This window comes from Nocardia concava NBRC 100430 (assembly GCF_000308815.1).
In the GTDB taxonomy this organism is placed as follows: domain Bacteria; phylum Actinomycetota; class Actinomycetes; order Mycobacteriales; family Mycobacteriaceae; genus Nocardia; species Nocardia concava.
Map to the genome: position 1 here is coordinate 51,877 of NZ_BAFX01000095.1, position 21,759 is coordinate 73,635.

At 68.8% G+C, this 21,759-nt stretch carries 21 protein-coding genes and 1 pseudogene; 3 read left to right on the top strand and 19 right to left on the bottom strand.

What is annotated here, in order from left to right; all coding sequences use genetic code 11:
- Positions 1-312 precede the first annotated feature (312 nt).
- From recX to ON43_RS21900, 3 genes and pseudogenes are all read right to left on the bottom strand, one after another.
- Positions 313-906, bottom strand: a pseudogene (gene recX, locus ON43_RS45940) (recombination regulator RecX); the annotation flags it as partial.
- Positions 907-2,072: 1,166 nt separating this feature from the next.
- Complete coding sequence (gene recA / locus ON43_RS21895; RefSeq protein WP_040810310.1) at positions 2,073-3,107, bottom strand: recombinase RecA; 1,035 nt, start codon at positions 3,105-3,107, stop codon at positions 2,073-2,075.
- A gap of 171 nt (positions 3,108-3,278) precedes the next feature.
- Positions 3,279-4,301 (bottom strand): Lrp/AsnC family transcriptional regulator, encoded by a 1,023-nt coding sequence (locus tag ON43_RS21900; protein WP_040810313.1) that lies wholly within the window; start codon positions 4,299-4,301, stop codon positions 3,279-3,281.
- A gap of 98 nt (positions 4,302-4,399) precedes the next feature.
- Between ON43_RS21900 and ON43_RS21905 the strand changes: the two genes are divergently transcribed.
- Together ON43_RS21905 and ON43_RS21910 are read left to right on the top strand one after the other, a co-directional pair.
- Positions 4,400-5,800 carry an MFS transporter gene (locus tag ON43_RS21905; protein WP_040810315.1) on the top strand — a complete coding sequence of 467 codons (1,401 nt, stop codon included), beginning with the start codon at positions 4,400-4,402 and terminating at the stop codon, positions 5,798-5,800.
- Between the two features lie 175 nt (positions 5,801-5,975).
- On the top strand, positions 5,976-6,905 hold the full coding sequence (locus ON43_RS21910) for a hypothetical protein (protein WP_157514137.1): 930 nt from the start codon (positions 5,976-5,978) through the stop codon (positions 6,903-6,905).
- A 118-nt stretch (positions 6,906-7,023) separates the two neighbouring features.
- On the opposite strand, the gene ON43_RS21915 is transcribed toward ON43_RS21910, so the two are convergent.
- The 3 genes from ON43_RS21915 to ON43_RS21925 form a co-directional block, all read right to left on the bottom strand.
- A complete protein-coding gene (locus ON43_RS21915) occupies positions 7,024-7,476 on the bottom strand; it encodes a nuclear transport factor 2 family protein (protein ID WP_040810320.1) in 453 nt (150 codons plus the stop codon).
- 35 nt (positions 7,477-7,511) lie between these two features.
- Positions 7,512-8,414 carry a pyridoxamine 5'-phosphate oxidase family protein gene (locus tag ON43_RS21920; protein WP_040810321.1) on the bottom strand — a complete coding sequence of 301 codons (903 nt, stop codon included), beginning with the start codon at positions 8,412-8,414 and terminating at the stop codon, positions 7,512-7,514.
- A gap of 72 nt (positions 8,415-8,486) precedes the next feature.
- The gene (locus ON43_RS21925; RefSeq protein ID WP_040810323.1) at positions 8,487-8,939 is read right to left on the bottom strand and encodes a VOC family protein; all 453 of its coding nucleotides are present in this window, start codon (positions 8,937-8,939) and stop codon (positions 8,487-8,489) included.
- A 154-nt stretch (positions 8,940-9,093) separates the two neighbouring features.
- Here ON43_RS21925 and ON43_RS21930 point away from each other — a divergent pair, with 154 nt between their 5' ends.
- Positions 9,094-9,621 carry a CGNR zinc finger domain-containing protein gene (locus ON43_RS21930; RefSeq protein WP_040810324.1) on the top strand — a complete coding sequence of 176 codons (528 nt, stop codon included), beginning with the start codon at positions 9,094-9,096 and terminating at the stop codon, positions 9,619-9,621.
- A gap of 30 nt (positions 9,622-9,651) precedes the next feature.
- On the opposite strand, the gene ON43_RS21935 is transcribed toward ON43_RS21930, so the two are convergent.
- From ON43_RS21935 to ON43_RS21995, 13 genes are all read right to left on the bottom strand, one after another.
- The gene (locus ON43_RS21935; protein WP_040810326.1) at positions 9,652-9,843 is read right to left on the bottom strand and encodes a DUF3046 domain-containing protein; all 192 of its coding nucleotides are present in this window, start codon (positions 9,841-9,843) and stop codon (positions 9,652-9,654) included.
- A 133-nt stretch (positions 9,844-9,976) separates the two neighbouring features.
- Entirely contained in the window at positions 9,977-11,146 is a 1,170-nt protein-coding gene (locus ON43_RS21940; protein ID WP_040810514.1) for a glycosyltransferase, read from the bottom strand.
- A 167-nt stretch (positions 11,147-11,313) separates the two neighbouring features.
- Positions 11,314-12,027 carry a PIG-L deacetylase family protein gene (locus ON43_RS21945; protein ID WP_040810327.1) on the bottom strand — a complete coding sequence of 238 codons (714 nt, stop codon included), beginning with the start codon at positions 12,025-12,027 and terminating at the stop codon, positions 11,314-11,316.
- 79 nt (positions 12,028-12,106) lie between these two features.
- A complete protein-coding gene (locus ON43_RS21950; protein WP_086007995.1) occupies positions 12,107-13,258 on the bottom strand; it encodes an ROK family transcriptional regulator in 1,152 nt (383 codons plus the stop codon).
- 73 nt (positions 13,259-13,331) lie between these two features.
- Complete coding sequence (locus ON43_RS21955; protein WP_040810329.1) at positions 13,332-14,759, bottom strand: sugar ABC transporter permease; 1,428 nt, start codon at positions 14,757-14,759, stop codon at positions 13,332-13,334.
- Positions 14,760-14,800: 41 nt separating this feature from the next.
- Positions 14,801-15,574 carry an ATP-binding cassette domain-containing protein gene (locus ON43_RS21960; protein WP_040810331.1) on the bottom strand — a complete coding sequence of 258 codons (774 nt, stop codon included), beginning with the start codon at positions 15,572-15,574 and terminating at the stop codon, positions 14,801-14,803.
- Between the two features lie 22 nt (positions 15,575-15,596).
- Entirely contained in the window at positions 15,597-16,754 is a 1,158-nt protein-coding gene (locus ON43_RS21965) for a sugar ABC transporter substrate-binding protein (RefSeq protein WP_083913601.1), read from the bottom strand.
- A 123-nt stretch (positions 16,755-16,877) separates the two neighbouring features.
- The gene (locus tag ON43_RS21970) at positions 16,878-17,822 is read right to left on the bottom strand and encodes a quinone oxidoreductase family protein (RefSeq protein ID WP_040810333.1); all 945 of its coding nucleotides are present in this window, start codon (positions 17,820-17,822) and stop codon (positions 16,878-16,880) included.
- Positions 17,823-17,894: 72 nt separating this feature from the next.
- Positions 17,895-18,071, bottom strand: coding sequence for a hypothetical protein (locus ON43_RS45595; RefSeq protein ID WP_040810335.1), 177 nt, complete (start codon positions 18,069-18,071; stop codon positions 17,895-17,897).
- Between the two features lie 143 nt (positions 18,072-18,214).
- The gene (pspM, locus tag ON43_RS21980) at positions 18,215-19,273 is read right to left on the bottom strand and encodes a phage shock envelope stress response protein PspM (RefSeq protein WP_245568688.1); all 1,059 of its coding nucleotides are present in this window, start codon (positions 19,271-19,273) and stop codon (positions 18,215-18,217) included.
- 391 nt (positions 19,274-19,664) lie between these two features.
- Positions 19,665-20,495: a phage shock protein PspA gene (pspA, locus tag ON43_RS21985; RefSeq protein ID WP_040810337.1), complete on the bottom strand. Its 831-nt coding sequence runs from the start codon at positions 20,493-20,495 to the stop codon at positions 19,665-19,667.
- A 187-nt stretch (positions 20,496-20,682) separates the two neighbouring features.
- A complete protein-coding gene (locus ON43_RS21990; protein ID WP_040810339.1) occupies positions 20,683-21,120 on the bottom strand; it encodes a helix-turn-helix domain-containing protein in 438 nt (145 codons plus the stop codon).
- Between the two features lie 81 nt (positions 21,121-21,201).
- The gene (locus tag ON43_RS21995; RefSeq protein WP_040810520.1) at positions 21,202-21,696 is read right to left on the bottom strand and encodes a CinA family protein; all 495 of its coding nucleotides are present in this window, start codon (positions 21,694-21,696) and stop codon (positions 21,202-21,204) included.
- Positions 21,697-21,759: the final 63 nt, after the last annotated feature.

The window sequence follows — 21,759 nt, forward strand, 5'->3', positions numbered from 1 at the left end:
GCCATCGTGCGCCTCGGCAAGCGCCGCCGCGACCACACGATAGGCCGTAGCGGAGTCGTATCCACGGCGCGCCAGCAGACCGACCAGGCGGCGTGTGGCGGTGGCGCGGTCGACGGTCGGGGACAGGGTGCGGAGTTTGGCGCGGACCAGGTCGGCGGCGGAATCCGCGTCGGTGGAAGGGGCTTCGCGACGTGACACGGTGGAGCGCTGGGCGCGCGGTGACAGCGAGGCTTCGGGAGTGGCTTCTGCGGAGGCGATCGATGCCTCGGACGCAGAGTTCGGAGTCCGCTCCGCGCTGTGTGCGAGGGGCGAGGCCGCGAGCTCCGCTGTCACCACACCGTAGGCGGTGCCGGGGTTGTAGCCGCGGCGCGCCAGCATGGAGACCAGGCGGCGAATCGCCTTGTCCCGTTCCATATCCGCCGACAACGACGGCAACTTCCGTCGCACCAACTCCGCGGCCCGCGCACTCTCGTCCTCCGCCGTCACCGACTCCAGCGCCGGTTCGGCATGCTCCGGCGCAATCCCCTTGCGCCGCAACTCCTCCGCGAGAACCTTCTTCCCCTTGCCCGCGTACATATGCCGCGACCGCACCCACTGCTGCGCGAACGCCGCATCATCGACCAACCCAACCTCGGTCAGCCGATCCAACACCCGCTTCGCTACCCCGGCCGCGAACCCCTTGTCCGCCAACCGATCCGCCAACTCGGCCCGACTCCGAGCCCGATCGGTCAACAACCGCAAACAAACATCTTTGGCCTGCGCCTCGGTCCCCCCACCAACCGGCCCCTCCACCCCTTCCCCGGCACCACCCCGCCCACGCCGATGCCCACCCCGCCGACCACGTTCGTCCCCGTACTCCTCGCCCGAATCCCTCGAGTAATACTGCGCCTCGTCGTCCCCATCCATCGAAGCATCGCCACGGTCCGCGTACGCCCGGCCGCGCCGACTCCCCCGCCCACGACGTTCGCCCGCACCCTCCCGAGCCCTGTCGCTCCCCGGATGCCCCTCCTGTGCAGCCTCGTCCGCGTTCCCCCGCCGACGCTCGCGCAGCACGCGTCCGCCCTCGGCTTCGTCAACTACCGCGTCATCTCGACAACCGAGACTCCCCACACCTTCAGCTCCGAGCTCGTCGCTTACCGAGTCTCCGGACCACTGCTCCCCCGAACTCGCCCCACCTGCCCGAGCCGCGGCGCCTCCCCGCCGCGCCGAACCTGGCTCCTCCCCTTTCGCATTCGCCGCCGCAGTCGCTTCGGCCAGCGCAGCCCGAGCAGCCCGCAACTTCTCTTCCCGAGTAGCGCCGGGCGAGACCGGCTCAATGCTCGGATATCCCTCCGGTGCGGCCACATTGGCACCGCCTCGGGGGCTCCCCTTGCGCCCGCTCCCGGTGCGGGATCCATTGGTTGCAGCGTCCCCCGAGCCCGCTCCGCGCGGCGCACGACGGCCACGTCGTTCGGTGTCCGACACGCTCCCAGCATTATTCGCCGCGGCGGTCGCCTCGGCCAGGGCAGCCCGGGCGGCGCGAAGCTTCTCTTCCTTGGTGGCGCCAGGCGAAATCGGTGGGATACCCGATTCGTTCGGTGCGGGCCGGTTCGCGGCTCGCGGAGCATCTTCCAAGTGATTCGAGGCTTGGCCCGCCCGCTCACCTCGGGCCGCATCAGGCGAGAGCCCGCCGGGGGCAGTGGGCGCTTCCTCTCGCCACTGCCCCGGCGGGCGGCCTCGCCCGGTGGGCGAAGGGCGGTGGGGGCGGGGTGGGTTCGAGGACGCGGGCTCGTCGTCGAGTGGGAGGTCCTCGGGTTCGGTTGCCGAATTGCCTTCGGGGGGAGCGTAGTTCGACGACGGGCCGCCGGATGGGCCGTAGTTCCAGGTGCCTGTGGTGGAGGCGTAGGGGTCGGCGGAGTCGCGGCCGAACAGGTCGTGACTTGGCTCCGAGCGGGAGGTGGTGGGGCGCGGGGTGCGCTTCGCGGCGCGGGCGGCGGAGGCGTCGAGTTGGCGGCGGAGGCGTTCTACCGCGTCGAGGTGGGGGGTGGGCCCCGGCGAATCGTGCCGGGGCCCTTCGGAATCCCGCGGGGGCATCAGAAGTCGGCGGGGGCCTCTTCGGCGGTGACGTCTGCGCCGATGCCGAGCTTTTCCTTGATCTTCTTCTCGATCTCGTCGCGGACGTCGGTGTTCTCGAGGAGGAACTTGCGGGCGTTCTCCTTGCCCTGGCCGAGCTGGTCGCCCTCGTAGGTGTACCAGGAGCCGGACTTGCGGATGAAGCCGTGCTCGACACCCATGTCGATGATCGAGCCCTCCTTGGAGATGCCGACGCCGTAGAGGATGTCGAACTCGGCCTGCTTGAACGGCGGGGAGACCTTGTTCTTGACGACCTTGACGCGGGTGCGGTTACCGACCGCGTCGGAGCCGTCCTTCAGCGTCTCGATGCGGCGCACGTCCAGGCGGACCGAGGCGTAGAACTTCAGCGCCTTACCACCGGTGGTGGTCTCGGGCGAGCCGAACATGACGCCGATCTTCTCGCGCAGCTGGTTGATGAAGATGGCGGTGGTGCCCGAATTGTTCAGGGCCGAGGTCATCTTGCGCAGCGCCTGGCTCATCAGGCGGGCCTGCAGACCGACGTGGCTGTCACCCATCTCGCCCTCGATCTCGGCGCGCGGCACCAGGGCGGCGACGGAGTCGATGACGATGATGTCGATGGCGCCGGAACGCACCAGCATGTCGGCGATTTCGAGCGCCTGCTCACCGGTGTCGGGCTGGGAGACCAGCAGCGCGTCGGTGTCGACACCCAGCTTGCGGGCGTACTCCGGATCCAGCGCGTGCTCGGCGTCGATGAAGGCGGCGACACCGCCGGCGGCCTGGGCATTGGCGACCGCGTGCAGGGCGACGGTGGTCTTACCCGAGGATTCCGGGCCGTACACCTCGACGATGCGGCCGCGCGGCAGACCGCCGATACCGAGGGCGACGTCCAGCGCGATGGATCCGGTGGGAATCACCGAGATCGGCTGGCGCGCCTCCTCACCCAGGCGCATCAGCGCGCCCTTACCGAAGCTCTTCTCGATCTGCGCCAACGCCAGATCGAGGGCCTTGTCACGATCGAAAGCGGGAGGTGCCATCGTCAGTTCCCCTTCTCAACGGGTGTCTCATGCTGTGGTTGGCGCCCACGTTAGAGGGAGGCACCGACAAGTTCCGACGACGAGCTTAGACGAACACCTGTTCGATGCAAGCGACGCGCGCAACGACACGCGAAAGACCTGGTGGCAAACCTTCGGCAAGCGCGTCGGCCGTCAGGGCACGAGCGCGATCTTCTGCGCGTCGATCAGGCTCTGCGACTGCTTGAAGATCCGCAGCGCGGACGACACCTCGATGTCGTTGATCCCCGGCAGCGCACCCAATCGTTCGGTGATGAACCGGTAGAGATGGGTGTTGTCCCGGCAGACCACCGAGGCCGTCAAATTCGCGGGCCCCGTGATCGCGGCCAGAAACGCAACCTCCGGATACTGGGAGATCGCCGTACCCACGGCCTCCAGGTGCGCCGGATGCACCCGCATCCACAACACGCCCCGCGCGCTGTAACCCATGAGCTCCAAGGCGAAGTCGAGATCGAAGTAGAGCACCCCCGAGTCGATCAGCTCGCTCATGCGCCGTGCCACCCGCGTGGCACTCCAGCCCGTGGCGGCGGCCAGCTGCGCATACGGCGCGCGGCCGTCACGGGCCAGAATCGCCAGCATGGCCTCGTCCTCGCGGGACAGCGTGACCGGCACCTCCGGCCCCGACGGATCCCACATGGGCGGCCGCGGCCCGAGCTGCTCCAGCTGCTCAGGGCTGAGCAACCGGCCGTAACGCGGCCACTCCTCGGTGAACGGGAACTGCCGCATGATCTCGTACACGCTCAGCCCGAGCACCGGGGTGGCGCGCGGAATCATGCGCAACAGCAACTGATCCCGTCGCTCGATCGACCGCGTCCGGCCCGCGCACATCACCTCGAACCCGGAGGTCAGCAGGGACACCCAGCTCAATTCCGGTACCCGGGCGAGGGATTCGGCCAGGGCGACCGCCTTGGCGGGCTCCGAGGTGATCCGCATGAGCCAGCGCGGCTGACCCAGCGGCATGGTATTCACCTGTCCCGCAACATGAATAATGCCCCGCCCCAGCAACGACCGATACCGCCGGGCGACAGTCTGCTCGGAGACCCCCAGGATCGCCCCCAGCCGCGCGAACGGGATACGCGCGTCGGTGACCAGGCCGTGCACGATCTGCTTGTCGAGCACATCCAAAACGGAGGAATCATCCAGCTCTTCCTCGAACATAGGAGGATTCTAGCGCCGAGCATCGAGCGGCTAGGTGGATCCGAGCGCCTCTCCCATGCTGGGAGACGAAATCGCTCGCACTATCGGAGGCTCCCCACATGCGGAAATGGCTCCCCCTCTTCGCCGCCTGCCTAGGCACGCTCATGCTCCTCATAGACGTCACCATCGTGAACGTCGCCCTGCCCGACATCGCCACCGATCTCGGCACCGGCCTGTCCGGATTGCAGTGGGTCGTAGACGGTTACGCCCTCGCCCTGGCCGCCTTGCTCCTGGTCCTGGGTTCGATCGCGGATAAGGTTGGCGCCAAACCCACTTACCTCGTGGGCCTGGTCCTGTTCGCGGCCGCCTCCCTGGCCTGCGGCATCGCGCAATCCTCGGAGGTGCTGGTGGCGGCGCGCGCCGCACAGGGCATCGGCGGCGCGGCCATGCTCGCCACCACCCTGTCGCTGCTGCACGCCACCTACACCGGCCGCGATCGCGGCGTCGCGTTCGGCGCGTGGGGTGCGGTGGCGGGCGCGTCCGCCGGTATCGGCGTGGTGCTGGGCGGTGTGCTCACCGATCTGCTGTCGTGGCGGTGGATCTTCTTCGTCAATCTGCCCATCGCCGCGATCACAATCCCCTTGACCGCCATCGCCTTCGGCCCGTCCCCGCGCCGCACCGACCGCACCATCGACCTGCCCGGCATGGCGGCCTTCGCGCTCGCCGCCACCGCGATCACCTACGGCATCATCCGCGGCGGCGAACACGGCTGGACCGACGCCCGCACCGTATCCACCCTGATTCTCGGTGCCGTGGCGCTGATTTCGTTCCTGGTCATCGAATCCCGCAGCGCCGCACCGATGCTCCCACTGCCCCTGCTGCGCCACACCGGCCTGGTCGCGACCCTGATCGGCGCGCTCGGCATGAGTTTCGCGGCCTTCGCGGCCAGCCCGCTGATCTCGCTGTGGCTGCAGCAGCAGCTGCATCTGTCGCCGCTGCGGGCCGGTCTGTCGCTGTTGCCGATGTCGATCAGCGCCTTCCTGGTCTCGGGCGTCTTCGGCCGCCAGCTACACGACCTGTCCCCGCGCTGGTCGATCGGCGGCGGCCTGGTCACCATCGGCGTCGGCAGCGGCCTGCTGACCCTGATCGACGCCGGATCCTCCTGGACCGCTTCGATTCCCGGCCTGCTGGTGATCGGCGCGGGCGTCGGCGTGATGGCCCCGCCGCTGGTGGCGGTCGGCATGGCCGCGGTCCCGCCGCAGCAGAGCGGCACCGCGGCCGGTGCGGTCAACACCGCGCGGCAGCTGGGCCTGGCGCTGGGTGTGGCGGTGCTGGGCACGGTGTTCCGCAGTGCCGCCGGTGACGGCCGGCCGACCCTGTCGCACTTCGTGACCGGGTTGGATTCGGCGGTGGCGGTGGCCGGTGGCATCGGAATCGTGTGCGGCGTCGTGGTCTTCGCATTGTTCCGCAGTCACGAGCGGGTTCCGGAGACGAGTGCCGAACCTGTGCCGGTGGGCTGACGCAGCATGCCACAGCGTACCGACCGGCAAGTCCCAGACTGATCGGATTACGTTCTGCCAGAACAGTTTTCAATCGCCAGAGGAAGCGTCCGCACTACACTCGAGCCATCGGCGCACAGTGCGGTACGCCCCTCCCGATCCAACTGTTCCCGCGCAGAAAGCCGTGGTGAATCCCATGTCCCCACTGCCCCGCCCCGATACCCGGCTCTGGACCTCCGCCACCGCCCAGCCCGGCCAATGGTCCACCCAGACAACGGTTCCCGGCGCCACCTCCCCGCGCGGACCGGCGCTGGCGGTCTTCCAGGAGAACCTGCACATGGCCTGGCGGGCCGAGGACAGCAGCGATTCGATCTGGCTGTCGTCCACCGCCGACGGCCAGATCTGGTCCGGCCCATGGAACATCCCGAATGTCGGCACCTCCGAGCATCCGGCCATGGCCGCGGCCGGAGTCGGCGATCAGACGCTGTATCTGGCATGGAAGGGCGCGAACCGCGATCAGAACATCTGGTGGTCGACCTCGAGTGACGGCCACAAGTGGGAATCCCAACAGATGCTGGGCGGCGCGGAGACCTCGTGCGCGCCCGCCCTGGTCACGTTCAACGGTGTGCCGCACCTGTTCTGGCGCGGCGCCGACACGCTCCTGACCTCGAATCAGAACATCTACCTGTCGATTCGCACGGCCACCGGCTGGACCGCTCCGACCGTCCTGCCAGGCATCAGCTCGTCGGAGACCCCCGCTGTGGCGGTCCTCGGCAACACCTTGTACCTCGCCAATCGCGGCACCAAGGCGCTGCTCGACAACGATCAGTGGATCCGGTTGTGGAGCTCGACCAATGCCGTCACCTGGACCTCCCGCGCCAACCCGGTCGACGCCTACACCGACCAAGCCCCCGCCCTGGCCGCCCACGCCGACCGCCTGCACCTGGCCTGGAAGTCCGCCAGCGGCGACGAGCTGTGGTACTCCACCTTCGACGGTGACCACACCTGGCAATCCCCCACCCGCATAGCCTCTTTCGAATGCCACTACGCCCCCGCGCTGTCCTCCTTCCGCCCGCCCCGCGGCACCTCCCTGCTGCACCTGGCCTGGCGCGGCTCCACCGTGTGAGCCGGTAACCGCGGCCGGAAGCCTCTCAGTCATCCCGGCATGCTTTTGGCCGGGATCCATTGTGGATTCCGGCCAAAAGCGCGCCGGAATGACGAAGTGGAGCTTCCGGCTGAGGTGCTCAGCGCAACGGCAGGGGTGCGTCGTCCTCTTCGGGGGTGCGAGGGCCGAAGATGCGGCGGTCTTCCTCCGCGATCGGCACGTCGTTGATGCTGGCCTCGCGGCGGGACATGCGGCCGTCGTCGGCGAATTCCCAGAGTTCGTTGCCGTAGCTGCGGTGCCACTGGCCGTTGTCGTCGTGCCATTCGTACTGGAAGCGGACAGCGATGCGGTTCTCGGTGAAGGTCCACAGGTCCTTGCGCAGCGCGTAGCCGTTCTCCTTGGCCCACTTGCGCTTCAGGAAGTCGACGATCTCGGAATGGCCGGTGAGGAATTCATCGCGGTTGCGCCACACCGAATCCTCGGTGTAAGCCTGCGCGACCTTCTCGGGATCGCGGGTGTTCCAGGCGTTTTCGGCGGCGCGGACCTTGAGCTTGGCGGCTTCGAGGTCGAAGGGCGGCAGTGGAGGACGCATGAGAGGACCTTTCGATTGGACGGCCGGATGCCGGTTCAGGGATTGACCGGGGAGAGTTCGGGCTCGCCCCAGCGCAAGGGAGTGGCTCCCGAGATCTCGACGACCTCGGTGAGGGTGAAGTCGATGGCGCATTGCGCACCGGCGGTGAAAGTCGCCTCGTCCCAGGTGATCTCGGCGGTACCGGTGAGTTGCAGGGTGACCCCGGTCCGCCAGTCGAGGACGAGCAGCCCGCAGCGCGGGTCGGCGGCGATATTGCCGAGGGTCATGAACATGGAGTTGCCGCGATAGTCCGGCCAGCGCAGCCGGGTCGGCGAGAGCACCTGCAGGAAGCCGGGATTGCCGCCGCGGTGGGAGGCGTCGGCATTGCCGTCCGGATCGGCGGAGGCGACGAAGAAGGCGTCGGCGCGGGAAATGAGCTGCCGCTGTGCGGCATCCAGCTCGGCGGCCCGGCGGACGGCCGGAGTTCCCGCCGCCACCCATTCTTCGACGCTGCGCCGCGAGATGTATTTCGGGCAGTTCGAATACACCTGCTCGGTATCGATCCGCAGCCCACCGGCGGTCGGCGCGCTCACACCGTTGACCCGCATGCGTCGGCGCGATTGCGGCTGCAGCGCGATCATCCCGACCTGCCGTGCGCCGCGCAGCGATTCGGCGAGCGGGTCACCGGCCGTCGGTACCGCGTCGATATCGATGGCCCGCATGCCGGAAGCGTGCACGAACCCGGGTGCACCGACCAACTGGGTCGCCCACATGCGCCCGTCGTCATCGGCGGCCGCCACCACGACCATGGGCTGCTCGGTCAGGAATTCCGCGGCTGCGTCCGGAATGTCGGGCCGGATCATGCGACCGACCCGCTGGGCGATATCGGCCTGCCCCATGCGCCGCTGCACCGCCAACTCACCGGGGTGATAGCCGACGCCGGTCGGTAGTGCGTTCATCGCGAACTCCTGTCGGGGCCGCACGCGCGGCCCGCCAACTGCCAATGTGATTGCCTGCGCGGAAATTCCGGCTCAGAAGAAGCCGCAGGTGGGAACCGCGCCGCTCGGGGCGGGCGCGTGGTCGGCACCGCTCGGCGCGTAGACCTCGAGCCGGATGCCGTCCGGGTCGATGAAGAAGATGCCGCCCGACGCCGCGCCCTCACCGTGCGAGACCACACCGTCGTGGGCGAAAGCCACCTCCAGTTCCTTCAGCACCGATTCCACCTCGCGCACCTGCTCGATGGTGTCGACCTGGAACGAGAGGTGATGCAGGCCCGGAGTTTTCACCGAGAACTCGCCGCCGCTCTGCTGCCACAGCGTGACCTGGAGCTTGCCGTCGCGCCCCAGGAAGGCGAAGCGCTGCGCGTCCTCGCCACCCGCGCCGAGCTGTTCGAAGCCGAGGGCGCGGCGGTAGAAGTCGACCGACCGGTCGAGGTCGGTGACATTGAGGCCGATATGCCCGGTGGCGAGAACAGGTGCGGTCATGGTGAACCCTTCCGGAAGATCTAACCGACGTTGTTTGTTTGACAGGTTAGAAGCTAGCGGCGTCGACCCTCACCAGTCAACCCCTATAGTTGATTTTGCCGGTTAGAAAGGAGTCGTGAGTCGGATGACAGCTCCGCGACGGTTACCCTCAGGCGTGCCCGAAACCCGCCCCCACCTCGGTGAACCGCTTGCCCTGGACCTGCTCAACACCCGCTGGATCAGCGCGGAAGGACCTCAGGACTTGCTCGTCGACGTGGCCGGCGCCCGGCAGTGGCTGGCCGACAACGCCCTCGATCTGCCCGCCGACGAGGCCACGCTCGAGGCCCTGGTGACCGCCCGCGAGGCGATTCTGCACGCGGTCAAGGGCACCGGCGCCGACGATCTCAATGCCGTGCTAGCCCACGGCCGCATCCGCCGCACCCTCACCCCCGAGGGCCCGGCCTCCCTCCCCGACGTCGGAGAACCCGCCTGGCTACCCGGCTGGCTGGCCGCCGACAACCTGCTACATCTGCTAGCGAGCACCCCCGACCGCATCCGCCAATGCGCGCACCCGGAGTGCGTCCTGTTCTTCCTGGACACGTCGAAGAACGGCACCCGCCGCTGGCATTCGATGACGACCTGCGGCAACCGCGCCAAGGCCACCCGGCACTACGCGAAGAAGACGCAGGCGGATCAGGCCTGAATCGGTAACCGGCTCAGTATGATTCGCTGATCACCAGCGGGTCTTGGGCACATCGAATTCCGCGCACAGTGCCCGCCACACGTCCCGGGGATCCACCCCCGCCTCGATGGCCTGCGCGCCGGTCCGACCCATCGACGGCAACACATGATCGGTCAGCAGCGCGTCTCCCCGCGCCGCACCGAACTCGGTATGCAACAGCTCCTGGAACTCCGTCAACCGCACGGCGGCGAGCCTACGCCAATCCCGCGGACCCCAGCCAACCCCGGCCACGTGAGCTACACCAGGAGATCGCCGAGTGGCACACCAGCGCGGCCTAATCGGACAAAAGCCCTCGGCCATGTGCCACTCGGCGGGGCTAACGGTCAGGCGGCGCTTGGGGGTCGACTACGGCATGGCAGATTTCGACCGGGTCGGAGACCACCGAGATACCGGTCGCGGCCGAGCGGGCGGATTCGGTGTAGGTCGGGTCGTCGAGGATGCGTTTTACGGCGTCCCGCAGCGCTTCCGGGGTGGCCGGGCGGACCAGGATCGAACTGCCTTGGCGGGCGGCGCGATTGGCCAGTTCCCATTGGTCGCCGCCGCCGGGGACGGTGACGATGGGGACACCGGCGAGGAGGGTTTTGGCGAGCAGGCCGTGACCGCCGCCGCCGATGACCACGGAGGCGTGGCGGAGCAGTTCGTCCTGGCGGCCCAAACCGGCTGTGGCCCAGGGGGGTAGGTCTGCGGGCGGGGTGTCGAGCATGGAGATGGCGACGCGGACACCTGCGCCCTCGAGGGCTTCCAGGGCCATTTCCGCCAGGCCGGCCGTGCCGGTCTGCGCGGTGGAGGGGGCGACCATGACCAGGGGTTCGTCACCGGGCGGCAGGTCGAGGATGTGGTCGGTGGGTTCCCACAGCAGCGGGCCGACCAGGTGGGCGTTGTCCGGCCAGTCGGGGCGCGGCACCTCGAGTGCCGGGAGGGTGGCGACGAGCCGGGCGGTCGGTCCCGGATCCTGCGGCGGCAGGCCGATACTCGCGCGCGCCTGCTCGCGCTGCACCTCGCCCCGGCGAATGGCGCGCGAGGTCAGCCCGCGCAGCACCGAATCCCGGGCCCACCCGCGCATGCCCTCACCCGCGGCGAGCCCACTCCCGATGGGCGGCAGCCCCTTCGACGGCAGATACAGCGGATGCGGCGACAACTCCACCCACGGCAGCTTCAACCGCTCGGCGGCCATTCCGCCCCCGGCGGTCAGCACATCCGACACCACCAGTTCGGGCAGCATGGCGCTCAGATCCGGCAGGATCTCGGTCGAAATATGCGCGGCCCGTTGATGAATCCGCGCACCGGCGTCGTCATCGTCGTCCTCGGCCCGGGGCGCGAGGCCCTTGAGCCGCCGCACCCCGATCCCGGCCTCGCGCGCGGCATCGAACCACCGCGGACTGGTGAACAGCACCGGCTCGTCCCCGGCCTCCAGCAATCGCAGACACAACGCAATCGCCGGAAACGCATGCCCGGGATCCGGCCCGGCCACCACCGCTACTCGCACGCCCGACACCTTACAATCCCGCCTCCCCGCACCTTCAGCGCCCGGCTGAGAGCCGTCGACGTCGGCAACGCGGGCCGGCGGTCATATTTCACACCGATTTCGGGGGTACCCCAGGAGTTACCCGCATCTCACGAAATCAGTTGTCACGTTGGCATCGCCGAGAGCGATCAGCCCGCGAAGTAGTAGAGCTCGAAGCTGATGGCGTGGTCGGCCGGGAAGCCTTCCTTCGGGCCCGCGCTCATGGCGAGCACGGCTCGGGCCTGGGTTTCGGCGGGCTCGGGGCTCAGGGCCTCGAGGTAGCGGCGGTGGGCGGTGAGGGATTCGACGCCGACCTCGAAGGTGTCACTGACATCGACGGCGTGGCTGCCGTCCGCGACGCCGTAGACCGCGGCCCAGCGCGGCGACCAGGCGGGGAGGTCGGCGAGTTCGGGGTGGATCCATTCGTTGCCCGCGTCGGAGACGGCGTCGAGGGCGGCGCGGCCGACGGCGCGATGGTCGGCGGAGTTGGCGTATCCGCGGGCCCAGACGTCGCCGAAGTTGAACAGCACCACCATTTCCGGGCGGTGGCGGCGAATGGCGGCGGCCAGATCGCGGCGCAGCTCCAGGGATTCCACGATGCGGCCGTCGGGGTGGCCGAGGAATTCCACCTCGGTGACGCCGACGATCTTGGCGGAGGCGCGCTCCTCGTCCTCGCGCAGCGGCCCGGCCTCTGCGGGCGCGAGGCCCGCGATCCCGGCCTCGCCGCTGCTGACCAGCACGTAGCGAATGTCCTTGCCCTGCCGCGTCCAGCGCGCGACGGCCGTCGCCGCGCCGTATTCGATGTCGTCGGGGTGCGCGACGATGACGATGCCGCGCTGCCAGTCCTCGGGGAGCTGCTCCATGAGGCCATTCAACCCCAGAGCCGCCACCCTTCCACCTCGGACCTCGGCCACTCGGCCGCAGCGCACGGCCGACTCGGCATCACAGCATGGCCAGCACGCCCTCGAAGGCGGCCTCGGCGGCCCCGAGCAGCTTCAAATCGGCTCCCAGCCTGGACTTTTCAATGCGCACCCCGCCCAGCGCGCGACTCACCATGCTGCGCCGCCGCACCTCGTCCCCGACCCGGGCGACCGCACCGTCGGGCAGGGCGGTGAACAGGTCGCCGAGCACGACCAGTTCCGGCCCGAGGATGTTCACCACGTTGACCAGGCCCAGGGTCAGCCAATCCAGGTATTCGCGCAGGTGGATCTCCCAATCCCCGTGCAGCTCACGCAGTTCGGCGACGATCGCCCCGCGCGGCCCGTGCTCGGGCATCCCGAGCGCCCGGCACAGCGCCGCCTCCCCCACCTCGGTCTCCCAGCAGCCCTCATTGCCGCAGTGGCACATTCGCCCGCCGGGCCGCACCGTCATATGCCCGATCTCCCCGAGATACCCGGCGGACCCGCGCAACAGCGCCCCCTGCGCGATGAGCCCGCCCCCGACCCCGACATCGGCCGAGACGAACACCGCGTCGGCCGCCCCGCGCCCCGCACCCCGGACATGCTCTGCGAGCGCACCGAATTCGGCGTCGTTGCCGACGGTCACCGGCAGATCCAGCACGGACCGCAACCGCTGCCCCAGCGCCACCTCACCCCAGCACAGGTTCGCCGCGGTGTGCACCAGCCCGTCGGCCCGCCGGACCACGCCGGGCACGCACACGCCCGCCGCCACCGGGCTCAGATCCAGATCCGCGGCCAGCATGGCCGCGGACTCGGCGACGTGGGTGATCACCTCGTCCGGTTCGCGTTGCCGCCCACGCAGATTCCAGCTGTTACGCCCCAGGATCTGCCCGCCGAAACCGACCAGCGCGATCCCGGCGTGCTCGACCTGGACGTCCACCGCCAGTACCACCGCCGCCTGTGGCTGCGGCAGCACCAGCAGCGACGGCCGTCCGGCCCCGCGCGCCAGCCGCGGCACCTTCTCCTCCACCACGCCGTCCTCGGCCAGGCCGTCGACGAGCATCTTGATGGTGGATCGGTTGAGCCCGAGCTCGGTGGCCAGCGCCGCCCGAGTGGCGGGGCCTCCGGTGTGCAATAGCCGCAGGAGGCTCGACCGGTTGAACCGGCGCACCTCGTCCGGTCGGGCGACGGTCATGGATTCGGTAATACCATTGCGCGACTCAATGATCCCCCATCGCCACGGCTCAATAATCCTCGGCGACCACGGGTCAGCGTCCCGTGGTCGCCACGCGGCGACGCGAGAGCGCGTCCACGGTCGCGGCCAGCAGCAGCACCAACCCGGTCACGATGGAGACCACCGCCGCCGGCTGCTGCAGCAGGCCCAGGCCGTTGGAGACCACCGCCAGCACCGCACCGCCGATCACCGCGTCGGCCACCCGGCCGCGACCGCCGAACAGCGAGGTGCCGCCGATCACCGCCGCGCCGACCGCGAACAGCAGGGTATTGAGCCCGCCCGCCTGCGGATCGACCGAACCGACCTTCGACGAGTACACGATCGCGCCGATCGCCGCGCACGACGAACTGATGACGAAAACGCTTGCCCGCAACTGGGTTACATTGATGCCCGCGCGACGCGCCGCCTCGGCGTTGCCGCCGACCGCGTAGATGTGGCGGCCGTAGGTGGTGCGGGTCAGCACATAGGTTCCGGCGACCAGCAGCACCAGCACGATCGGAACCACATACGGCACACCGGAAATCACGATGAGATTGCTGGGTGAGCGGTTGACGGTGAGCAGTGCCGTCACCACGATCGCGAAGATCACCAGCGCCGAAACCTTCACCACCACAAGCGGTGTGGGCGAGGTGACCAGTCCGCGCCGCTTGCGCAGGAAATGCCCGCCGAGGGTGACCCCGGCGTATCCCCCGGCCGCGATCACACACAGCAGCCAGCTGCCCGCGGTGGACAGATTCCCGTTGGCCACTTCGTTGAGCACATGCGAGGAGCTGATGCCCAGCACGCCGCCCTCACCGATGAGCTGCAGGATCACGCCCTGCCAGGCCAGGAACAACGCCAGCGTCACCACGAACGACGGCATGCCGATCTTGGCGATGAGGAATCCGGTGATCGACCCGATGGCCGCGCCCACACACACCGCGAGCAGCATCTCGATCCACGGATTCGCTTCCAGGCCAAGGACTGTCAGCAGAATGCCGAGCAATGAGAACGCGACGCTCGGCCAGATCCGCAGCAGCCCGCCCAGGACGGCGGCCAGCACCAGCATGGCGACGAAGATGTAGAACACCGTCGATCCCATGCCGGTCAACAGGTTCCCGTTGTCGACGAAATGCATGGCCAGCACCGCCGCCGCGACACCCGAGGCCGTGCCCGCCGACAGATCGATCTCACCGATCAGCAGCACGAACACGATGCCGATGGCAATGATGGTCTGGCCCGCGCCCTGCGCCAGCAGATTGGCGATGTTGTTCAGCGAGAAGAACACATCCGACATCAGCGAGAACAGCACCACCAGGGCGATCAACCCGAGAATCGCCGGTAGCGAACCGATCTCGCCGCCGCGCAGCCGGGCCACATAGTCGCGCAACGCATCCCGGGTCGACAGCGTCGTGGTGTCGATCCCGAAGTCGGTGATGGCGCCGCCGGTGTCCGGGGCCGCCGCTTCCGAAACATTGGTCATATCAGTGGTCTTCTCGTTCACAGCCCCAGTGACTTTCCCGCTCACAGCGCGACGGCTTCCGGCCGCGCCAAGCCGAGATCACCCGAGCGCCCCGAGGTGATCAACTCCACCACCTGCCCGGTGGTCACATCCGCGGTCCGCACCTGCGCCGCCATCCGGCCCAGGTACAGCACCGCGATCCGGTCCGCGACCTCGAACACGTCGGCCAGGTTGTGGCTGATCAACACCACCCCCAGCCCCTGCTCGGCCAGCCGCCGCACCAGATCCAGCACCTGCCGGGTCTGCGCCACGCCCAGCGCCGCGGTCGGCTCGTCGAGCAGCACCAGATTGCTGTTCCACAGCACGGCTTTCGCGATCGCCACGGTCTGCCGCTGGCCACCGGAGAGAGCTGCGACCGGGGTGCGCACCGATTTCACGGTGCGCACCCCCAACGAGGCCAGGGTGCGCCGCGCCGCCTCCTCCATGTCCGCCTCGTTCAGCAGCCACGGTTTCCCGCGCTCCCGGCCGAGGAACATATTGGCCACGATGTCGAGGTTGTCGCACAGGGCCAGGTCCTGATAGACGACCTCGATGCCGAGCGCCGCCGCGTCCTTGGCGCCATGCAGGTGAACGGGTTCGCCCCGGAAACGCACCTCCCCGGAATCGGAGGCGTGGATTCCGGCAACACATTTCACCAGCGTGGATTTGCCCGCGCCATTGTCGCCGACGAGTGCGGTGACCTCTCCCGCCGGCACGGTGAGGTCCACGTCGTGCAGCACGTGCACCGGTCCGAAACTCTTGTTCAGGCCGGATATTTGGAGCAGCGGCTCACTCATGTCTCTTCTTTCGGGCTCTGACTCAGGAGATGCCGAGATCGGTGCAGGCCTGCTTCACGTCGCCGGAGCAGACATCGGACGCCTTCACGAATCCGGCGTCCACCACCTTCTTGACCTCGGACTTGGTGATCAGCTGCGGGGTCAGCAGCACGGATTTCACGTCCCGCTTGCCCTTGGTGTCCTGACTCACGTTCTGCGCCAGCGCATCCGCGCCCGCCTTGTCGCCCTTGGCCAGGGCCACCGCGAGTTTCACCGCGGCATCGGCCTCTTCGTTGATGGGCTTGAACACGGTCATGTACTGGTCGCCGCGCAGGATCGCCTTGAGGCCGTCCACGGTGGCGTCCTGACCGGTCACCGGCACCTTGCCATTGAGGCCGTTCTTCTTGAGCACCGTGATCACCGCGCCCGCGAGGCCGTCATTGGCCGCGACCACGCCGTCGACCTTGCCGCCGTTGCCGGTGAGGATCTGCTCGAAGGTGGTGCCGCCCTTCTGGTTGTTCCAGTCGTCGATGGCCTGGCTGCGCACCAACTTCAAGGCACCCGAGTCGTAGAGCGGCTGCAGCACCGTCTCCTGGCCCTGGTGGAACAGGGTCGCGTTGTTGTCGGTCGGCGCGCCCTCGATCTCGACGACCTGCGCGCCCGGCTTGTCCTTGAGCGCGGTGGCCAGGCCCTGGCCCTGCAGCGCGCCGACCTTCACATTGTCGAAGGAGACGTAGTAGTCCGAGGATCCGCCGAGGTTGAGGCGGTCGTAGTCGATGGTCGGGATGCCGGCCTTCTTGGCCTTGGCCGCGACCGCGCTGCCGACCTCGCTATTGATCGACGCGATGAGCAGCACTTTCACGCCCTTGGCGATCATGCCGTCGGCGAGGGTGGAGAACTTCTGGACATCGCCCTGCGCGTTCTGCACATCGGCGCCGAAACCGGCCTCCTTCAACGCCTTCTGCAGCAGCGGCTTGTCGAAGGATTCCCAGCGGGCGGAGCTGGCGGTCTCGGGGAGGATGACCCCGACCGTGCCGTTCGCGCCGCCGGTGTCCGGGGCGTTCGACGAGGAACCGCCGCCGGAGCTGGAATTGGATCCGCAGGCGGTGACGGTGAGTAGGCCGGTCAGCGCCAGCGCGGCGGCGGCATAGACCCGTCGGCGTCCGGACTTCTTCGGCGGGAGCGCGCTTTTCGTCCTCATCAGGTGACCTTTCAAGCGGCGGTGCGATGGGTTGCGACCGCACACACGGCATATGTTGTGGGCAACAACATATGCCGTGCGAGGCACTCATATGGGACGTTTCGCCAAATCGATTGCCCGCGTTCAGGGCAGCAGGATCACCTTGCCGCCGGCGTGACCGTCCATCACGAATTCGTGTGCCGCGGCCGCCTCGGCCAGCGGGAACGTCTTGGCGATCGCCAGATCGAGCTTGCCCGCGGCGAGCAGCGGCAGCAGTTCGCGCCAGGCATTGCCGCGGATCTCGGTACCGGGATCGGCGCCGGGGCCCATGCCGAGCACCTTGAAACCGTCGGTGGCGGCGCGGCCGAAAGCGACGATGCTGGCGATGCGGGAGCGGTCGGGGACCAGCTCCAGGGAGACGTCCACCGCCTCGTCGGTCCCGACGGTGTCGATGGCGGCGTCGATTCCATTGGGAGCCAATGCGCTCACGCGATCCGCGAGACCCGGTCCGTACTCGACCGGCTCCACGCCGTAGGCGCGCAACCGCTCGTGCCGACTCGGCGACGCCGTGCCGATGACCCGCGCGCCGCGTGCCACCGCGAGCTGTGCGGCCAGCGCGCCCACGCTACCCGCGGCGCCGTGCACGAGCACGGTGTCGCCCGGACCGACGCCCGTGGCCGTCAGCAGATGCACCGCGGTCCCGCCCACGCTGATGAGCCCCGCGGCCTGCTTCCAATCCACCTCGGCGGGCTTGGGCACCACGCCCCCGACCCGGGCGTTCACCGCGGTGGCGTAACCGCCGGACACCTGCGCGATCACCTCGTCCCCCACCGAGATCGGTCCCGCCGGGCCGTCCGCATCGGGCCCGACCGCGGTGACGACTCCCGACACCTCCAGGCCGATACGGAGCGGCAGCTTGTTCGGATCGGCGCCGAACGCACCGCTGTAGAACTTGTAGTCGAAGGGATTCACCCCCGCCGCGCGAACCGCGACGGTGACCTCACCCGGCCCGGGATCGGGCACCTCGACCCCGATGAGCGACAAGACTTCCGGTCCACCGTAGGAGGTGGCAACGACAGCAGTAGCCATGTGCCGATACTACGGAAAAAGGACCGCCCACCCTGCTCATCAGGGTGGACGGTCCATGAAAGCCTTTTCGCGTCAGAACTTGCCGAGCGGCGACTTGTCCTTCGAACCCGACAGGGCCTTGTACAGCAGGTACAGGCCGAAGATGACCGCTGTCACCATCAGGATCGGGAACAGCGCCTTGATCAGCGCACCGAGCACAGCCACCGCGATCCACACGAGGACGACGACGCCGAGGATCTTCCAGAACATTTCCTTGCCTCCTAGTCTCCGAACCGCCGTCCGCGCGATCCGTCACCATCCATACTGCGTTGCCGGCCCGAGAAAATCACCAGGTCAACACCGAAATCCGGGATAGTTCAGGGTTCACCCCGAGACCCGGCCGGAGGGGAGATTCAGGGATTCGCGCGGTAGCGCTGGTCGGCGAGGTCGGTCAGGGCCTGGGCCCAGCCGTCGAGGCGGTCGGCGGCGTCGCGGAGGTTGAGCATGGCCCAGCCGAGATCGTCGGTGATCGCGGCGCTTTCGGGGACGGCCAGCACGCGGGCGGCGGCCGCGACCATGCCCTCGTATTCGACGACGCCGCCGTCCAGGCGGATCGACACGGCCCGGACGTGCTCGCCCAGCGGCGAATTCGCGCCCAGCGCACCGGAAGCGCGTTCCATCGCGACCACATCCTGCGCAAGGGCGTGTAGCGCGGCCGCTCCGGAGGCAGCCGTCTCCAACGTGTCGTGCAGATCGTCCTCGGGCAGCCGACCGGATCGCGCGATCTGCGAATGCAATCCGTGCAGCGCACGCTCTGCGCGTACCAATCGGGCAATGGAAGCTCGCGCGGCGGACCGAATCGGCGGCAGCTTCCGCGGCACGAACGTGGCCTGCGGCAACGGTGCCTTCCGCATCTCCAGATAACGCTTGGCGGTCACCGCCGTTCCGGTGACCAGCGCGACCGCGCCGCCCCCGACCACGACCACCGCCCACGCCGGCGCCGAAATCAACACCAGCCCAACGGTTCCCGCAGTGGTCAGCCCGGAAGCCGTTCCCAACCGGAAGCTGCGGCGCCGCGCGCGCCGACGTTTGCGAAGTTCCCGCTCCCGCGGATCCGCCCACTTCCGCACCGCCACCAACGCCTGCTCCCCAACCCCCCGCAAGGTATCCGGCAGCCGCTGCGCCAACTCCTCCGGCTCGAACCCGGTAGGCGCCAACACCTCCCGCACCGCCTCGGTAGCCCGCTCCCGCCGCTTCCGCTTGCGTCGCCCCTCGGCACTCGGCTGCGCACCCGCCTCCACCGGTCGCCGACCGAATTCACCCGCGCCGCCGCCGTATGCGCCGTCGCCCAGGAAACCTGGATCGGACGGGCCCGCTTGGTAACCCGCAGGAGGAGTCCACGGGGCGCCCGCCGGGGGCGGCACGGCGGCGCTCGATCCGGACGTTGGCCGCTGAGACTCCTGTGCGGGCATCGCCCCACCGTACGGCGAGGGTCCGACAGGCGGCCGGGCATCGAATCGCGGGGTGGCGCTGAAGTTCTGGTCCGCCTCGGACGGCGAATTCGGCGGCGCGACCGCGCTCGACCTGGTGGCGGCGTCGGGTCGGGCGGGGTGGCCGGGTCCGAGGGGGTGCGACGGGTTGTTTTCCGGCGCTGGGAAAGTCCTCACCGCCTGCACGGGAGCCGGTGTGGCGTCGGCTGTTTCGGCGGGCTGGGGGTTAGCCGGGGTGGGGAATGAGGAGGGGAGACCGGGGATGGGGTCTGGGGTTTTTGTCCGGGTCCTGCGGAGGAAACGGGCAGGGGAGGTCGCGGGACTTTGGTCGGCCCGCGATCTCCCCATCGTCGTACTACCTTTCGCGCAGCAGTTACTGCTGGGCGGCCTGGCCCTTGTTGAAGGTGGGGTTGGCGGCGGGCTGGGCGGGCTGGCCCTGGATCTGAGGCTGGGCCGCGTTGCCGCCGGCGGGGAGGGCGTCGCCGCGCATGGAGGCGCGGATCTGCTCGAGGCGGTTGTGGCCGGCCATCTGGATGGACGCCTGCTGGACCTCCATCATGCGGCCCTGGACCGAGTTGCCGGCCAGCTCGGCGGCGCCGAGGGCGTTGGCGTAGCGGCGCTCGATCTTCTCACGCACCGCGTCCAGGCTCGGGGTGGTGCCGGGGGCGGAGAGGGTGGAGTCCATCTGCTGCAGCGAGGCCGAGACCTGCTCCTGCATCTTGGCCTGCTCCAGCTGGGACAGCAGCTTGGTGCGCTCGGCGACCTTCTGCTGCAGCAGCATGGCGTTCTGCTCGACGGCCTTCTTGGCCTGGGCGGCGGCCTGCAGCGACTGGTCGTGCAGCACCTTCAGATCCTCGACGGCCTGCTCGGCGGTCACCAGCTGCGCGGCGAAAGCCTCTGCGGCATTGGTGTACTGGATCGTCTTCTCGGTGTCGCCGGAGGCATTGGCCTGATCGGCGAGCAGAACCGCCTGGCGCGCATTGGCATTGAGCTTCTCGACCTCGTCGAGCTGCCGGTTCAGCTTCATCTCCAGCTGGCGCTGGTTGCCGATCACCGACGCGGCCTGCTGCGACAGGGCCTGATGCTGGCGCTGGGCTTCCTCGATGGCCTGCTGGATCTGGACCTTCGGATCCGCATGCTCCTCGATCTTCGAGTCGAAGAGGGCCATCAGGTACTTCCAGGCCTTCACGAACGGATTAGCCATCGATTGATCCCGCCTCCATATGACGTGCCGCGCCCCTTAGCGCGACAGTAGTGCGCGACCGTCGCGCACCCCTGTTGTCCCATATCTCCACTGTGCAACGGTCGTTCCGGAGATTTCGGCAACAGCACGACGTCTCCGGCACGAAGCCTACAGAGAATTTATCCCTTTCGGCTCCGCAGCACAGCGATCATTTGGCGGCCACCAGCACCAGACGGTCCGGCTTCGGGGCCGGAATCACAATGCGGGGGCCGAAAGTACCATCGGCGGCCAGCGCGACATCCCCGTCGCCGCCCTTCGGGGTGACCTTCCCGGCGACCTTCGCGATGCCCTTGGTGGGCAGCTTCGCAACATTCGCGGTGGCGGCCTTCTCACCCGCCAGCGCGGTGGCCTTGTCGGCGTCGGCCATGGCCGCGCTCACATCGAAAAGCACCTGCGACAGCGGCACATCCAGGGCCGTGCAGATGGCGGCCAGCAGTTCACTGGACGCCTCCTTGCGACCCCGTTCCACCTCGGACAGGTACCCCAGACTGACGCGCGCCGAGGTGGAGACCTCACGCAGTGTCCGGCTCTGGGCGACCCGAGCACGCCGCAGGCTCTCTCCGATGGCTTCTCGCAGCAGCGTCATCTCGTTCTCCTCACACTCGTCTCGCCGGACCCAGCGTTTGACTGGACAACGTCCGGCGGCGGCCGCGCGTTCCCGGCCCCTTCACTCGCCCCTGACCGAGCGGACGAGTTCGGTGACCGCGGCGCGGACCGCGCCCACCCTGATCGTCCACCGGTCCCCCGACAACTTCAACCGAAGTACCTCGGTGGACTGTGGACCCGCTATACCAAGGAATACCGTGCCGACGGGCTTGCCGTCCTGCGGATCGGGTCCGGCGACCCCGGTGAGTCCGATTCCCCAGTCCGCCCCGCAGCGGCGTCGCGCCCCTACGGCGAGCTGTTCCGCGGTGCTCGCGGCCACCGGTCCATCCGTGGCCAGCGTGTCCGCACTCACACCCGCGAGCGAGTTCTTGAGGTCGGTGGCGTAGACGATCAGTCCACCCCGCAACACCGCGCTCGCGCCCGGAATTCCCGCGATGGTCGCGCTGAGCAGTCCAGCGGTCAGCGATTCGGCGGTGGCCACGGTCTGGCCGGCCTCGACCAGGGCGGCCACCAGATCGGCGGCGTCGGCGGCGGCGATCAGCGGATCGGGCGGGATCGGTGCGGCGGTCGCCACGCGGGACAGCACGGCCTCGATATCGGGCCGCGCACGAACCGGGCG

Excerpts from the sequence above, each read along its gene's own strand:
- recA (WP_040810310.1), bottom strand. The coding sequence starts at position 3,107 with ATGGCACCTCCCGCTTTCGATCGTGACAAGGCCCTCGATCTGGCGTTG.
- ON43_RS21900 (WP_040810313.1), bottom strand. The coding sequence starts at position 4,301 with ATGTTCGAGGAAGAGCTGGATGATTCCTCCGTTTTGGATGTGCTCGAC.
- ON43_RS21905 (WP_040810315.1), top strand. The coding sequence starts at position 4,400 with ATGCGGAAATGGCTCCCCCTCTTCGCCGCCTGCCTAGGCACGCTCATG.
- ON43_RS21910 (WP_157514137.1), top strand. The coding sequence starts at position 5,976 with ATGTCCCCACTGCCCCGCCCCGATACCCGGCTCTGGACCTCCGCCACC.
- ON43_RS21915 (WP_040810320.1), bottom strand. The coding sequence starts at position 7,476 with ATGCGTCCTCCACTGCCGCCCTTCGACCTCGAAGCCGCCAAGCTCAAG.
- ON43_RS21920 (WP_040810321.1), bottom strand. The coding sequence starts at position 8,414 with ATGAACGCACTACCGACCGGCGTCGGCTATCACCCCGGTGAGTTGGCG.
- ON43_RS21925 (WP_040810323.1), bottom strand. The coding sequence starts at position 8,939 with ATGACCGCACCTGTTCTCGCCACCGGGCATATCGGCCTCAATGTCACC.
- ON43_RS21945 (WP_040810327.1), bottom strand. The coding sequence starts at position 12,027 with ATGGAGCAGCTCCCCGAGGACTGGCAGCGCGGCATCGTCATCGTCGCG.
- ON43_RS21950 (WP_086007995.1), bottom strand. The coding sequence starts at position 13,258 with ATGACCGTCGCCCGACCGGACGAGGTGCGCCGGTTCAACCGGTCGAGC.
- ON43_RS21955 (WP_040810329.1), bottom strand. The coding sequence starts at position 14,759 with ATGACCAATGTTTCGGAAGCGGCGGCCCCGGACACCGGCGGCGCCATC.
- ON43_RS21960 (WP_040810331.1), bottom strand. The coding sequence starts at position 15,574 with ATGAGTGAGCCGCTGCTCCAAATATCCGGCCTGAACAAGAGTTTCGGA.
- ON43_RS21965 (WP_083913601.1), bottom strand. The coding sequence starts at position 16,754 with ATGAGGACGAAAAGCGCGCTCCCGCCGAAGAAGTCCGGACGCCGACGG.
- ON43_RS21970 (WP_040810333.1), bottom strand. The coding sequence starts at position 17,822 with ATGGCTACTGCTGTCGTTGCCACCTCCTACGGTGGACCGGAAGTCTTG.
- ON43_RS45595 (WP_040810335.1), bottom strand. The coding sequence starts at position 18,071 with ATGTTCTGGAAGATCCTCGGCGTCGTCGTCCTCGTGTGGATCGCGGTG.
- pspM (WP_245568688.1), bottom strand. The coding sequence starts at position 19,273 with ATGCCCGCACAGGAGTCTCAGCGGCCAACGTCCGGATCGAGCGCCGCC.
- pspA (WP_040810337.1), bottom strand. The coding sequence starts at position 20,495 with ATGGCTAATCCGTTCGTGAAGGCCTGGAAGTACCTGATGGCCCTCTTC.
- ON43_RS21990 (WP_040810339.1), bottom strand. The coding sequence starts at position 21,120 with ATGACGCTGCTGCGAGAAGCCATCGGAGAGAGCCTGCGGCGTGCTCGG.